The organism is Burkholderia gladioli (assembly GCF_000959725.1).
GTDB lineage: Bacteria > Pseudomonadota > Gammaproteobacteria > Burkholderiales > Burkholderiaceae > Burkholderia > Burkholderia gladioli.
The window spans coordinates 189,957-203,482 of sequence record NZ_CP009322.1 but is presented as its reverse complement, the minus strand read 5'-3'; the positions used below and the strand labels follow the sequence as shown (position 1 = coordinate 203,482).

Sequence of the window (13,526 nt, the reverse complement as noted above, 5' to 3'; positions counted from 1 at the left end):
ATGCCCAGCCAGCCGTCCGCCGTGTTCGTCCACGGCTTCATCGGATCGTTCGAGACCGCAGCCTACGATGCGCCGCACTTCGCGCCCGACCTGCTCGGCTATGGAGAACATCGCGAGGTGCCGTTCGAGCGCATCTCGCTGCCGGCCCAGGTCGAGCACCTGCGCGCCTGCCTCGATGCACGGCCGGAGCTTGACGTGGTCGATCTGGTCGGCCATTCGGTGGGCGGCGCGATCGCGATGCTGTTCGCCGCGACCTACCCGGAACGCGTGCGCCGGATCGTGAACATCGAAGGCAATTTCACGCTCGACGACGCGTTCTGGTCCGCTTCGGTCGGGCGCATGACGCCCGTCGAAGCTGAAACGATGCTGGCCGGCTTTCGCGCCGATCCCGCGCGTTGGCTGCGCGGCGCCATCGCCAAGGTCACCCCCGGGCTGGCGCATGTCGCCGAGTGCTGGCTCGACGCGCAGCCGGCCTCGACGCTGCGCGCGATGGGCCGCTCGGTGGTCGAAGTTACCGGCGACACCGTTTATCTCGAGCAGTTGCACGAGGTGGTCGAGCGTCATCCCGTCTACCTGCTCGCCGGCGAACGCTCGCGCGGCGGGTGGAACGTGCCCGAATGGGCGCTGGAAGGCTGCGTGGGTTACGAGGTGCTGCGCGATTGCGGCCACCTGCCGATGCTCGAACAGCCCGAAGCCTTCACCGCCTCGCTGCGGCGCTTCCTCCTTCATCCCGACAAGCCCTGAACGTCGCGCACGCCGGTTGCATCGCCAACCGGCGCATCGTCAGGTCTCACTGCAGCCAGACGCCGTCGAAGCGATGATTGCCCAGCGGCGTGAAGACGAGCCCCTGCACGCGCTTCGAGATCGGTATCGACACGATCGAATGCGCGATCGGCGTGAACGGCACCTGCTGCTTGAAGATGAGCTGGGCGCGTTCATAGAGCGCCGCGCGTTCCTTCTGGTTCGGATCGGCGCGCGCCCTCTCGATCAGCGCATTGAAGCCCGGATCGCACCACTTCGACACGTTGCCGCCATGCACGGCATCGCAGCCGAGCAAGGCGCCGAGCCAGTTGTCGGGGTCGCCGTTGTCGCCCGACCAGCCGTACAGCAGCACGTCGTGCTCGCCGCCCTGCTTGGCGCGCCGGTTGTACTCGCCCCATTCGTAGCTGACGATCCTCGCGCGCACGCCGATCTTCGCCCAGTCCTGCTGGATCATCTGTGCCATCAACTGCGCGTTCGGGTTGTAGGGCCGCTGCACCGGCATCGCCCACAGCGTCAGTTCGAAACCATCGGGAAAGCCGGCCTGCGCGAGCAGCGCGCGCGCCTTGGCGGGATCGAAGGGCGCGTCCTTCAGCGCGGGGTTGTAGGACCATTGCGCGGGCGGCATCGGGTTGGTGGCCACCTTCGCGTCGCCGGCGAACACGGCCTGGATGATGGCCGGCTTGTCGATCGCCATGTCGAGCGCGCGACGCACCTCGACGTGGTCCAGCGGCGGATGCTGAGTGTTGTAGGCGACGAAGCCGACGTTGAAACCGACGCCCGACACCAGCTTCAGCGAGGGATTGCGGCGCACCGTCTGCAGGTCCGCCGGGCGCGGGAACACCGACACCTGGCATTCGCCGCTGGCCAGCTTCTGGATCCGCACCGCCGGATCGGGCGTGATCGCGAACACCAGGTGCGCGAGCCGCACGTCCTGCGGGCGCCAGTAGTCGGGATTCGCGTCGTAGCGGATCAGCGCGTCCTTCTGGTACGAGCGGAACACGAAGGGCCCCGTGCCAACCGGCAACTGGTTGATGTCGGCCTCGCGGTGGCGCGCCTGCAACTGCCCCGCGTACTCGGCCGACAGCACCGCCGCGAAGCTCATCGCCAGGTTGCGCACGAAGATCACGTCGGGCGACTTCAGCACGAAGCGCACCGTGTAGTCGTCGACGCGATCGATGCTCGCGATGTTCCTGTCGAAGCCGAGGTCGCTGAAGTACGGGAAGCTGGTCGGATAGGCCTTGCGGAACGGCTGCTGCGGATCGAGCATGCGATTGAAGGTGAACAACACGTCGTCGGCATTGAAATCACGTGAGGGGCGGAACCAGGCGGTGGTCTGGAACTTCACGCCGTGGCGCAGGTGAAATGTGTAGATGCGCTGGTCGGGCGAGCTTTCCCAGCTTTCGGCCAGCGCCGGCTCGAGATCGAGCGATCCCTGGCGAAAGCGCACCAGGCCGTTGTAGACGGTGTTGGTGCTGGCGTCGAAATCGGTGCTGGTGGTGTACTGGCCAGGATCGAAACCGGCCGGGCTGCCCTCGCTGCAGAACACCAGGGTGCCTTTCGGGGCAGGGGTGGTGATGTCGGCCTGGGCCGCCAGGGCAGCGGACGATACGGCGAACAACATCGCGCTGCCGAACGCCGTAATAAGGTTCAGCAAACGGCCGCGCGTGGTTTGCTGCGTCGTGCCGGAATCGGAGGGGTTCATGATGTCGGTCGAGATCGGAAAGCGATGCAATCGACGATTTTGTTGCCGCCATGAAAGGCGCACCACCAATTAATCGGTATATCGATAGACGGCTGCGGACTAAAAAAACTCACGACAAGCCTGGAACGATGGCCTGCTCGGCATCGGCACACCGCCATCGATCGAATAGCACCTTATTGCAAGGGCATGGGGATTTTTACTCGAGTGGGCGCGAAGAGCCCCGCCACTGAAGACACATGCCATTCGCGCGTTTCGATCCAGTGCCACGCATCATTCAGCATTCGGCTCGCAATCCTATTCGGCTCGCGCATGGCCGGATATCGACAAGCGAATAGTGCATCCGCACACTTGCTCGCTCGTGCGAAATCGCCGCGATTATTGAGCGATTGCCTTCCGATTGCCTTCCGTCTCGCAGCCATTCCCCACCGCGCCGCTCCTGCTCGCCGGCGCCAGCCTCACGGCCGCATTCCCGGTACGGGATCTGCTTGTCTCTCGATGCCCCCGCTCGCGACGTTCCCATCACGCGCGAAGGGGTTTGCTTGTTCTCAAGCGCACTTGAACTTCTAGAATCGAGACCCGCATCCTGGACCAGGAGAGGAACCATGTCGACACACCACACCGACACCCTGCTGAACACGCTGCTCGACGCCAACGCCCGCTTCGACCTGAAGGCGAAAGGCACCACCAACCACCTGCCGATGGCGCTGGTCGCGCTGGCGCGCATGGGCGCGTCGCCCGAGCGCCTGCAGGCCTACTTCGACATGTGGTCGCGCGAATATGCGCTGCCCGCGCCCGCCGTCGACACCCGCATCGCGCGTGGCGACTGGCGGCGCCACGTAGGCGACGGCAAGGCCTTCGGCGCGCTGCGGCTGTGCTTCGTCGACTGGATCGGCGACGAGGGCGCGACGGCCGTGATCGTCGCGGTGCTCAAGCAGATGCCGCTGGCGCCGGCCTCGGGCGCCTTCCACGCGGTGATCCGGCTGGCCTACGGCATCGAGGCCGCGCACGACGGAGAGATCGCCGCCGCGCTGGCGGCGCTGGTGTCGGGGCACCTGCCGATCGAGATCGACCCCGCCTCGCGGCCGCGCGCCGAGCGGATCGATACCGCCTTCGTGCAGGCCGCACGCGCCATCGACAAGCGGGAGATCAGCGGCGACTTCATCACCGATCGCCTGCGCCTGGTCGCGAAGCACCCGCGCTTTCGCGAGGCCCTGCTCGCGCCGCCCGAGACCGGGCACCTGCTCGACGGGATCGCCGCGGCCACCATCGCCGCCTACTGGCGCGCGCCCGACTTCACCGTGCTGCACACCGTGACGGCCACGCATGCCTCGCGATTGTTGTTCGCGCAACTTCCGCCGCAACTGGTCGCGCGCAGCCTGCCCGAATTGTGGGTCGCGCTGTGCGCCGCCTACGCGAGCATCGAGGTGCCGCTCGATGTCGACAAGCCGCTGCCGCGCGTCGATGCCGACTGGGACGAGATCCTGCGCCGCGCCGTGCAGGCCGACGACGAGCACGTGATCAAGATGAGCTACACCTGCTGGCGCGAATACCAGCGCGATCCCTCGCCGCTCTATCTCGCCTCGGCCGCGCGCCGCGTCGGGCTCATCGACTGAGCGGCGCCGCCTGCGACAGCACCCGCCGCAAGGCCTCGCCCCGCACGCGCCGAAGATGGCGACGTCCGATGCGAGGCCAGCGGCAACGGCCGCGCCGGCGCATTCGCATCATCAGGCCGCGCTGGCGCGCCCGCCGGCCGGCGCGCCGCCGCGCAGCGGCGGCAGCGGCTCGACCCGGCCGACCAGGAACAGGTAGGACAAGGCGCCCACCACGCAGAGCGTGCCGGCCGCCACCAGCGGCACCACGAAGGAGCCACGCGTGATCGACAGCATCACGCCCGTGAAGGTGGTGATGAAGATGCCGGCCAGGTTGCCGGCGAAGTTCTGGATCCCGCCGATCGAGGCGACATGGGCCGGCGACGGCGCCACCTCGCCCACCAGGGTCCAGACGTTGGCGCCGGCGAACGACAGCCCCGCATAGGACAGCGAGAACAGCGCGAGGCACAGGCCGACGTTGTCGACCAGCGCCGACAAGGCGATCGACGAGGAAGCCAGCATGCCGCCCACCAGGCAGGTCTTGCGCGCGGCGGTGGCGCTCCAGCCGCGCCGGAACAGCGCGTCGGACACGTAGCCGCCGAGCCAGCCGCCCGGGATCGCGACCAGCGCCGGCAGCATGCCGAGCGTGCCGAGCGAGGCCAGCGAGAAGCCGCGCGATTGCAGCAGGTAGCTCGGGAACCAGGTGATGAAGAAGTAGATCGCGAAGTTCAGGCAGAACAGGCCGATCATCATTCCCCAGATGGTGCGATAGCGGAACAGGTCGAGCCAGGACACGCGCGGCGCGGCGGTTTCAGGGCCCGACGCGGCGGGCGCGCCCGGCTTGCCGCCGACGTCGGCCGCGCCGGCCCGCTCGGCCAGCAACGCATCGACGGCTGCCGGCGCGATCGAGCGATAGCGCTCCGGGTCGCGGTAGATGAACCACCAGGCCAGCGCCCAGACGATGCCCAGCCCGCCCGTCACGACGAAGGAGCCGCGCCAGCCGATCAGCGAGATCAGCCAGGCCACCAGCGGCAGCGACAGGGCCGAGCCCACCCGCGAGCCGCTGTCGAAGATGCTGCTGGCCAGCCCGCGCTCGCGACGCGGGAACCAGTTGAAGGCGACCTTGGCGAACGAGGGAATCGCGGCCGACTCGCCGACGCCCAGCATCAGGCGCATGCCGACCAGTTGCCCGAGCCCGCGCGCGGCACCGGTGGCGACCGTGAACACCGACCACCAGCCGACCGCCAGCGCCAGCGCGACGCGCACGCCGACCTTGTCGATGAACCAGCCGGCCGGAAGTTGCAGGAACGCGTAGGTCCAGAAGAAGGCGCTGAGCACCAGGCCCATGCCGACCGCATCGAGGCCGAGCTCGGCGCGGATGCTGGGCGCGGCGATCGCGAGGTTGGCGCGATCGACGAAATTGATGACGTTGGCGAGGAAACACATGAAGATCATCGCCCATCGGATGTTCGGCATCGAAGGTCTCCGCTTCGTTGGGTTGCCGGCGCGTCAGCCCGTGTCAGGCGGACGTCATCGGTCGCACGTTGGCGTGCTTGTCGGTGTAGTCGGTGGTGTATCGCGTCTCGCGCGATGAAACGCGGGCGCGGGCCTCATGGCGCCGCGCCCGCATCCGCGCGCGGCTCAGGCGTGATCGAACTTCTGCAGCGCTTCCCAGAGCCCGTTCAGGTAGACCGCGCCCAGCGCGCGGTCATAGAGCCCGTAGCCGGGCTTGCCGGTTTCGCCCCAGATCATGCGGCCGTGATCGGGCCGCACGTAGCCGGTGAAGCCGGTGTCGTGGTAGGCCTTCACGATCGCGGCGATATCGAGCGAACCGCAGCTCGACAGGTGCGCCGATTCCTCGAAGTCGCCCTCGGGCGTGATCTTGACGTTGCGGATATGCGCGAAGTGGATGCGGCCCATCGCGCCGAACTCGCGCACCAGCGCCTCCACGTCGTTCTGCGGCCCCGCGCCGAGCGAGCCCGAGCAGAGCGTCAGGCCGTTGGCCGGGTGATCGACCGCCTTCAGGATGCGGGCCAGGTCGTCGCGATTCTTGACGATGCGCGGCAAGCCGAAGATCGGGCGCGGCGGATCGTCGGGATGGATCGCCATGCGGATCCCGCATTCGGCCGCCACCGGCACGATCGCCTTCAGGAAGTATTCGAGGTTGGCCCACAGCCGAGCCTCGTCGATCTCGCGGTACTCGGCCAGCAGGGCCTGCAACTGCCCGGGCTGGTAGCTCGAATCCCAGCCCGGCAGCGAGATGCCCTCGGCCGGATCGATGCGCTCCACCTCGGCGGTGCTGAAGGCCAGGCAGGTGGAGCCGTCCTCCAGCGTCTTGGCCAGCTCGGTGCGGGTCCAGTCGAACACCGGCATGAAGTTGTAGCAGACCACGCGAATGCCGGCCGCCGCCAGGTGGCGCAGGGTCTGCTGGTAGTTGGCGATCAGGCGATCGCGCGAGGGCTTGCCGAGCTTGATGTCCTCGTGCACCGGCACCGATTCGACCACCTCGAAGCGCAGCCCGGCCGCCTCGATCCTCGCCTTCAGCGCCTCGATCTTCGCCAGCGGCCAGACCTCGCCCACCGGCTCGTCGTAGACGGCCGACACGATCTGCGTGACGCCGGGAATCTGGCGGATGTACTGCAGCGAAACGGGATCGGCATCGCCGTACCAACGAAAGGACATCTTCACCGTGCGCTCCTCCTTCATGAACGTCGCATGGCGGCGCGCCGGGTGGTCCGGCCCCGCCTGGTTAGACCAGATTCTCACTGGTCAACCAATTCGGCGGAATAGTGGTTTACCAGTTGAGAAAACATGTCGACCAGACCCAGCGGGCCGGCCGGCAAGGATTTCGGCCGAGGCCGGATCGACCGTGGCCGGCGGCCGGCCAAACTGGTGTACCATTTTTCGCGTTCCCCCGGCCGGCCCTTCCCGGCCGGTGCCTTATCTCGAGAGCACATCGCATGGCCGAAGTCTTTTCCACGCCGCCGGGCCGCGCCGCCGAAGCCGACGCGGCCGACCGTTCCTACGTCGGGCTGGCAAAACAGATCTACGAACTGATCGCCTCGGGCGACGTGGGTGCCGGCGCGCGCCTGCCCTCGGAGCGCACGCTGGCCGAGCGCTTCGCGGTGAGCCGTACCCAGGTGCGCGAGGCGATCATCGCGCTGGAGGTACGGGGCGTGGTGGAGGTGCGGGTCGGCTCGGGAATCTACGTGGCGGAAACGCGCGAGGCGCGGCCCACGCCCTTCGATCTGCCGCGCGGGCCGGGGCCGATCGAGACGCTGCGCGCGCGGGCGCTGATCGAGGCGGAAATCGCCGCGCTGGCGGCCACCGAGCGCAAGGACGCCGATCTCGACCGCCTGTTCGCCGCGCTGCGCGCGATGCGCGAGAACATGGCCGACAAGGCCGCCAACGAGGCGGCCGACCGGGAATTCCATCTGGGGATCGCCGAAGCCAGCGGCAATGCGGTGCTGAGGCACATGGTGGCGGCGATGTGGGACGGCTCGCGGGCCGATCCGCTGTGGCGCAAGATCGAGGAGCATTTCCACGACACGGCCTTGCGCGAGGCCTCGCAGGACGAGCACCAGCGGATCTTCTCGGCCATCATGGCGCGCGACGCGCAGGCTGCGCGCGAGGCGATGCAGGCGCACCTGACGCGCGTGATCGCGGAGTTCACGCAAGCCTGGCGCTGAGGCAAGGAGGGGCGCGCCGCCCCTCGAAGCCAGGTTCCTTTCAGGCGCGGGCGGCGCAAGAAGCGCCGCTCAGCGCCCCTCGCCGCCTTCCGGCGAAGCGTCTTCCTCCTCATCGTCCTCGGGCGGATGCGCATCGAGCCAGGCCACGATCTGCTGCGAGGCCTGCAGCGGCGTCACCGTCTCCCCCGTCGCCAGCACGTCGAACTTGTCGGGATCCATGCCGTCGGGATTGTCCAGGTGCGCGATCGAGATGGTCCAGCGCCAGTCGATCTGGTCCGCGATCGGCGAGGCGATGCCCTCGATGACACAACGACAGCCGTCGATCTCGGCGACGAAACCCGTATGGGTCGGATCATAACTCGCGAACACGGCGGCTCCTCCGGTGACTGGCTCCGCTCGCGCGGACGAGCGGCGAGTATCGCACGCGGCCGTGTCGGCGCCATCGAAAACAGCGGCCGGCACGGGGGCATTGCCGCGTCATCGAACTGAAGTCCGCTTCGCTTACCCCTCCTGTTCCACTCGCCTGGCGACCCGCAAGCAAGCGGAAAAGCCTCTGCAAGCGCCTCGCATCCCGGCTTACAATCACGCCCGCCGATATTCAGCACCCGCGGCACCGCCCGCGACGGCCAGCGACTCGCCGCTGCCCTCGCCATGGCCTCGCCGCTGCCTGCCGCCCATCACCGTCGAGCCGCCCCGGTCGCCAGCCGGCGCCGGCCGCCGCGCCACCAGAGAACGCGCTTCATTCACCATGACGAAGTGGAAGTACGCCAACCTCGATGCCATTCGCGGGCTCGCCGCGATCCTGATCGTGTTTCGCCACGCGCCGCTGCTGTTCCATTCGCCGAGCTTCCCGCAGAGCTACCTGGCGGTCGACCTGTTCTTCGCGATCAGCGGCTTCGTGGTCGCCAACGCCTATGAGGCACGGCTGCGCTCGGGCGCGCTCGGTTTCCTCGCCTTCGCGAAACTGCGGCTGATCCGGCTCTACCCGCTCTACCTGATCGGCATCGTGCTGGGCCTGGCGAGCCACTTCGTGGCGATGGCGCATCAGCACGGCCGGCCGCTTCCGTCGCTGTTCGCCACCACGCTGTTCGTGCTGCTGTCGCTGCTGATGCTGCCCTCGCGCGCCACGCCGCTCTACCTGGTCAACAACCCGGCCTGGTCGCTGTTCTACGAGATCGTCGCCAACCTCGCCTTCGCGGCCATCGTGCGGCGCGCGGTGCCGCGCATCCTGGTCCTGGCGATGATTCCGTGCGCCATCGTGATGCTGCGCTACGCGCTCGACCATCACGGCATCGACGAGGGCTGGGATCTCGGCAAGTGGTATCTCGCGCTGGCGCGGGTGGGCTTCTCGTTCTCGGCCGGCGCGCTGCTGTTCCGGCTGCGGCGCGGCGGGCCGCGGCCGGCCAGCGCCGCCGTCTCGCTGCTGGCGCTGGCCGCCGTGCTGCTGATGCTGTGCGCGAAGATCCCGCCGCGCTGGGCCGGCCCGGCCGCGATCGCCGAGGTGTTCGTGGCGATCCCGCTGATCGTCCATGCCGCCACCTCGTTCGAGCCGACGGCCTGGCTCGCGCCCGCCTTCGAGACGCTCGGCCGCGTCTCCTACGGGCTCTACATCCTCCATGTGCCGGTGCTGCTGCTGGCTTACCGGCTGCTGGAGCCGCATCGGCACGCCGTGTACGGCAAGCCCGCGCTGGCCGCCTTCGTGGCCGGCATGCTGGTGCTGGTCGCCCTGCTCGACCGCTACGTCGACGCGCCGCTGCGGGCCTGGCTCTCGCGTCCCGCCAAGCGCCGGCTCGAGGTACCGATCGCCTCGCGCGTCTAGCGCGCTCGCCCCCTGCCGGGAGCGGCGCAGCAGGTACGACAACTGCTCCCCTCCCGCCGACTCTCACGCGATACGCAACGGTCTATTGACGTCGCCGCGCTTCATTCTGGAACCGGTCCCATCTAGCATGACGCACACGGAGGCGAGCGGCTGCAGGATGCGCGCCAGCCGCGGCCGATCCCGTCATCGGCATGCCGCACCGCCCCGGCCGTCGATCCCGGCCAGGCCGCCGCCTCCGCACTCGCCCTCGCCGCATCACCGGACGCCCCGCTTCGTCCGGCCCGACCACATAAAACGACACTCGCTCATCATGAAAAAGCAACTGACCGCAGCCCCGCTGCTGCTGAGCCTGGCGACCGCCGCCTCCGCGCAGGGGTCCGTCACGCTCTACGGCATCGTCGATGCCGGCATCACCTACCGCAGCAACGAGCGCACCGGCACCGGGCCGGGCGCGACCGGCCATTCCGACCTGGGCCTGAGCTCGGGCAACCTGTCGGGCAGCCGCTGGGGCCTGCGCGGCACCGAGCAGCTCGGCGACGGCTGGCGCGCGATCTTCACGCTCGAGGACGGTTTCGACGTCAGCAACGGCCGCGCCGGCCAGGGCGGCCGCCTGTTCGGCCGGCAGTCCTACGTCGGCCTCGGCAACCCGCGCTACGGCACGCTCACGCTCGGCCGCCAGTACACGCCGCTCGACGATTTCGTGTCCGGCGTGGCGCCGGTCAGCTATATCGGCGGCTTCGGCGCGCATCCGGGCGATATCGACGATCTCGACCAGACGGTGCGCGTCGACAACTCGGTCAAGTACACCAGCGCGAACTACGCGGGCTTCAGCTTCGGCGCCATGTACGGCTTCGGCAACCAGGCCGGCAGCGTCAAGCGTCGCGGCACCTGGAGCGTGGGCGCCGGTTACGCGAACGGGCCGCTCAAGCTCGGCGCCGGCTTCGAGCGCTCCGACAACAGCAAGACCGGCCCCGGCGACAGCAGCGCCGGCGGCTGGGCCAGCGGCGACGACGGCACCTTCAACTCATCGATCAGCGAGGGCTACGCGAGCGCGCAGACGCAGCAGATCGTGGCGACCGGCGCGACCTGGGATTTCGGCTCGACGGTGGTGGGCGTCAACTACAGCAACGTGCAGTACCGCGCCGGCGCGCAGTCGCTGTTCCGCGGCCACGCCAGCTTCAACATCGCCGGCGTGTTCACGCGCTGGCAGGCAAGCCCGGCCGCGCAACTGTTCCTCGGCTACAGCTACACGCGCGGCAGCGAACTGGACGGGCTCGACGAGCGCGCCGTCTATCACAACGTCTCAGCCGGCGCGACCTACGATCTCTCGCGGCGCACCACCGTCTACCTGCTGGCCGGCTGGCAACACGCCTCGGGCAGCACGCTGGACGCGAACGGGCAGGTGGTGGCGGCCAGCGCCTCGGTATCCGACAAGGGCAACGGCCATTCCTCGGCATCCCGCTCGCAGGCGCTGGTGAGCCTGGGAATCCGGCAGCGGTTCTGAGGGTATCGCCAGGACGGCAATCGGAAATGTCCCAGTGGCCTTTCCGATTCGCCCACGTTCAAGGAGAAGTCAGCGGGAAGCAGCGCAGGTCCACGATCCGGATCCCGCTTTGTTGGCAATACAGAAGGCCGGTCAGGCTGGAACATCCGCCCGTCGTCGCGACGAGCAAGCCGGCAGCCAGTAATCTCCACCCGAAACGCATGATCCTGTTTCCGTCGATGCCGATATCGTCAGGCATCATGCCAAGCGGCAAAAAACCCGGATGTGCAGAATTGTCGAGGCACCGTCCCGCCCAGCCTCCGCACACTCTCCCGCGCACGCGCCGCTCAACTGTGCATGGCCGATCGGCCCGCGCTCGCCTACACTGCCGGCTCGCCTTCCCCCTTCCCCGCGAGCGGAGCCGCCATGCTGAACATTCTCGGAAAGATACCGTCGATCAACGTGCGCAAGGTGCTGTGGACCTGTGCCGAACTGCAGTTGCCGTTCGAGCGCGAGGACTGGGGCGCGGGCTTCCGCTCGCCCAACACGCCCGAATTCCTGGCGCTGAACCCGAACGGCCTGGTGCCGGTGCTGCGCGACGGCGATCTCGTGCTGTGGGAATCGAACACCATCATCCGCTACCTGGCCACGCGCTACGGCGGCGCGGCGCTCTACCCGGCCGAGGCGATCGCCCGCGCGCGCGTCGACCAGTGGCTCGACTGGCAGGCCGCCGATCTCAACCGCGCCTGGAGCTACGCCTTCCTGGGCCTCGTGCGCAAGTCGCCCGCGCACCAGGATCCGCAAGCCACCGCCGAGGCGATCGCGGGCTGGACCCGGCTGATGCGCATCCTCGACGCGCGGCTCGCCGACACCGGCGCCTTCGTGGCCGGCGAGCATTTCTCGATCGCCGATATCGCGATCGGATTGTCGGTGCATCGCTGGTTCGGCACGCCGTTCCAGCAGCCCTCGCTGCCGGCCGTCGAGGCCTATTACCAGCAGCGGCTCTCGGCGCGCCCCGGCTTCGCCGAGTATTGCAGCAGCGCCACGCCCTGAGCGCCGGCGCGCGGCGGCACGATCACGCGGCGCGCGGCGCGATCGCCGGCGTGCCATCGCCATCGCCGCCGCCAGCGGCGCCTCAGCGCGCCGCCGTCTCCACCTCGTCCAGCCCGAGCTGCGCGCGCCCGAGCGGCGTCAGGTCCACCGCGCTCGCGCGGCCGTCGAAATCGACCTCGAAGTGATCGGCCGGGAAATCGGGCGGGCTCTCGCCGGCGAGGAAGCTCGGCAGTTGCCGGCGCAGATAGGCCTCGTTCTTCGCGCAGCCCGGCGCCGAGGCGATGTACATCACGTTGCTGTAGCCGGCGCCGCGATGCGCGTCCTCCACGGCGTGGATTACGTCGCCATGCCAGAACACCGTGTCGCCCGGCTGCATCAGCGGGATCGACGAGAGCGCCTCGAACAGCGGCGCGTGATACTCGGGGCGGATCGATAGCGCGCGGCCCGGCATCGCGCCGCACAGGTCGTCCTCGGCGACGTCGTCCTGCAAGGCACGCAGCAGCACATAGGCCATCGCGTTGGCGATCGGCACCAGTTGCAGCGTGCCGTCGCCGGGGCCTTGCGCGGTCAGCGCGGTCCAGCCCTGGAAGGTGCGGAACATCGAGCAGACCGCCGGCGAGGCGATCTCCTCGACCTCGGTGCGCCAGGCCGCGTCGAAGGGATCGTAGTCGCGCCAGTTGCCGGCGAACACGTGGCGATAGACGCGGCGGAAGTTGGCCTCGATCCAGCGCTCCACCGAGCCGCCGTCGCAATGCGCCGACAGCCCCAGCGAAGCCGAGCCGGGCGGGCGGCGGCGCAGCCGGTCGGCATAGGCCGGCACCTGGTCCGGATCGAAATGGCGGCGCCCCTCGCTGTGCGCGCGCCACAGCCGGTTCAGGAACACGCGCGCCTGCGTCAACTCCGGCGACTGGCGCGCCTCCACCTGCGGCGCCGACCAGTACACGCCATGGATCTGCGGCTTGCTGGAAGCCAGCTGGCCGAAGTACTTGTCCTCGGCGCGATGTTCGAGGCGTGCGTCGAGTCGATTGCGCTCCACGTAGTCGGCGATCTCGCGATCCCAGCGCTCGGCGCGCTCGCGCTCGAACACGCCGCGGATCACGCAGGCCCCGCGCGACTTCACGCGCGCGAGCTGCGCCTCGCTCACCCGCCCGGCGACGATCGCCGCGAATTCGATCTCCGGGATCACCGCCGCGCCGCGCGCGCGCTCCTCGGCGATCTCGCGCACCGCCTCGCGCATGGCCGCCTCGACCTCGGCGAACACCTCGCGATAATGGGGCAGCGCCGCGCGCAATTCCCGCTTGGCCTGGCGAATGGCGGCGGGCAGGTCGTCGATGTAGAGGGCCATGATGTCGTCTCCGTCTGCTGTTGTGGGTGAGACGGATCGTATGTCGGCACGGTGGACGGAAGTGATACGATCCCGCCATTCTCA

The 13,526-nt window shown here is 68.8% G+C and carries 12 protein-coding genes; 6 read left to right on the top strand and 6 right to left on the bottom strand.

The genetic code is table 11. From position 1 onward, the window contains the following. Positions 1-744 carry an alpha/beta fold hydrolase gene (locus BM43_RS02250; protein ID WP_036054200.1) on the top strand — a complete coding sequence of 248 codons (744 nt, stop codon included), beginning with the start codon at positions 1-3 and terminating at the stop codon, positions 742-744. 46 nt (positions 745-790) lie between these two features. On the opposite strand, the gene BM43_RS02245 is transcribed toward BM43_RS02250, so the two are convergent. Further along, positions 791-2,383, bottom strand: coding sequence for an ABC transporter substrate-binding protein (locus tag BM43_RS02245; protein WP_042283944.1), 1,593 nt, complete (start codon positions 2,381-2,383; stop codon positions 791-793). A 683-nt stretch (positions 2,384-3,066) separates the two neighbouring features. Between BM43_RS02245 and BM43_RS02240 the strand changes: the two genes are divergently transcribed. Next, a complete protein-coding gene (locus BM43_RS02240; RefSeq protein ID WP_013689488.1) occupies positions 3,067-4,077 on the top strand; it encodes a questin oxidase family protein in 1,011 nt (336 codons plus the stop codon). Between the two features lie 111 nt (positions 4,078-4,188). On the opposite strand, the gene BM43_RS02235 is transcribed toward BM43_RS02240, so the two are convergent. Both BM43_RS02235 and uxuA read right to left on the bottom strand, forming a co-directional pair. Continuing rightward, positions 4,189-5,529 carry an MFS transporter gene (locus tag BM43_RS02235; RefSeq protein WP_036054201.1) on the bottom strand — a complete coding sequence of 447 codons (1,341 nt, stop codon included), beginning with the start codon at positions 5,527-5,529 and terminating at the stop codon, positions 4,189-4,191. Between the two features lie 165 nt (positions 5,530-5,694). Further along, positions 5,695-6,741, bottom strand: coding sequence for a mannonate dehydratase (gene uxuA, locus BM43_RS02230; protein WP_172535124.1), 1,047 nt, complete (start codon positions 6,739-6,741; stop codon positions 5,695-5,697). A 272-nt stretch (positions 6,742-7,013) separates the two neighbouring features. Here uxuA and BM43_RS02225 point away from each other — a divergent pair, with 272 nt between their 5' ends. Further along, entirely contained in the window at positions 7,014-7,742 is a 729-nt protein-coding gene (locus BM43_RS02225) for a FadR/GntR family transcriptional regulator (RefSeq protein WP_036040421.1), read from the top strand. 69 nt (positions 7,743-7,811) lie between these two features. On the opposite strand, the gene BM43_RS02220 is transcribed toward BM43_RS02225, so the two are convergent. Next, positions 7,812-8,111, bottom strand: a complete 300-nt coding sequence (locus BM43_RS02220; protein ID WP_013689484.1) for a hypothetical protein — start codon at positions 8,109-8,111, stop codon at positions 7,812-7,814. A gap of 379 nt (positions 8,112-8,490) precedes the next feature. Between BM43_RS02220 and BM43_RS37400 the strand changes: the two genes are divergently transcribed. Both BM43_RS37400 and BM43_RS02210 read left to right on the top strand, forming a co-directional pair. After that, positions 8,491-9,561, top strand: coding sequence for an acyltransferase family protein (locus BM43_RS37400; RefSeq protein ID WP_052409088.1), 1,071 nt, complete (start codon positions 8,491-8,493; stop codon positions 9,559-9,561). Between the two features lie 310 nt (positions 9,562-9,871). After that, positions 9,872-11,065 (top strand): porin, encoded by a 1,194-nt coding sequence (locus tag BM43_RS02210; RefSeq protein ID WP_036054204.1) that lies wholly within the window; start codon positions 9,872-9,874, stop codon positions 11,063-11,065. Positions 11,066-11,123: 58 nt separating this feature from the next. Here the strand turns inward: BM43_RS02210 and BM43_RS02205 are convergent, their stop codons facing one another. After that, positions 11,124-11,306 carry a hypothetical protein gene (locus BM43_RS02205; RefSeq protein ID WP_036054206.1) on the bottom strand — a complete coding sequence of 61 codons (183 nt, stop codon included), beginning with the start codon at positions 11,304-11,306 and terminating at the stop codon, positions 11,124-11,126. A gap of 164 nt (positions 11,307-11,470) precedes the next feature. On the opposite strand from BM43_RS02205, the gene BM43_RS02200 reads away from it, so the two are divergent. Beyond that, positions 11,471-12,097, top strand: a complete 627-nt coding sequence (locus BM43_RS02200) for a glutathione S-transferase family protein (RefSeq protein ID WP_036054208.1) — start codon at positions 11,471-11,473, stop codon at positions 12,095-12,097. Between the two features lie 82 nt (positions 12,098-12,179). Here the strand turns inward: BM43_RS02200 and BM43_RS02195 are convergent, their stop codons facing one another. Next, a complete protein-coding gene (locus BM43_RS02195) occupies positions 12,180-13,442 on the bottom strand; it encodes a DUF1479 domain-containing protein (RefSeq protein ID WP_036054209.1) in 1,263 nt (420 codons plus the stop codon). Positions 13,443-13,526: the final 84 nt, after the last annotated feature.

Excerpts from the sequence above, each read along its gene's own strand:
- BM43_RS02210 (WP_036054204.1), top strand. The coding sequence starts at position 9,872 with ATGAAAAAGCAACTGACCGCAGCCCCGCTGCTGCTGAGCCTGGCGACC.
- BM43_RS02205 (WP_036054206.1), bottom strand. The coding sequence starts at position 11,306 with ATGATGCCTGACGATATCGGCATCGACGGAAACAGGATCATGCGTTTC.
- BM43_RS02240 (WP_013689488.1), top strand. The coding sequence starts at position 3,067 with ATGTCGACACACCACACCGACACCCTGCTGAACACGCTGCTCGACGCC.
- BM43_RS02200 (WP_036054208.1), top strand. The coding sequence starts at position 11,471 with ATGCTGAACATTCTCGGAAAGATACCGTCGATCAACGTGCGCAAGGTG.
- BM43_RS02225 (WP_036040421.1), top strand. The coding sequence starts at position 7,014 with ATGGCCGAAGTCTTTTCCACGCCGCCGGGCCGCGCCGCCGAAGCCGAC.
- BM43_RS02235 (WP_036054201.1), bottom strand. The coding sequence starts at position 5,529 with ATGCCGAACATCCGATGGGCGATGATCTTCATGTGTTTCCTCGCCAAC.
- BM43_RS37400 (WP_052409088.1), top strand. The coding sequence starts at position 8,491 with ATGACGAAGTGGAAGTACGCCAACCTCGATGCCATTCGCGGGCTCGCC.
- BM43_RS02195 (WP_036054209.1), bottom strand. The coding sequence starts at position 13,442 with ATGGCCCTCTACATCGACGACCTGCCCGCCGCCATTCGCCAGGCCAAG.
- BM43_RS02245 (WP_042283944.1), bottom strand. The coding sequence starts at position 2,383 with ATGTTGTTCGCCGTATCGTCCGCTGCCCTGGCGGCCCAGGCCGACATC.
- BM43_RS02250 (WP_036054200.1), top strand. The coding sequence starts at position 1 with ATGCCCAGCCAGCCGTCCGCCGTGTTCGTCCACGGCTTCATCGGATCG.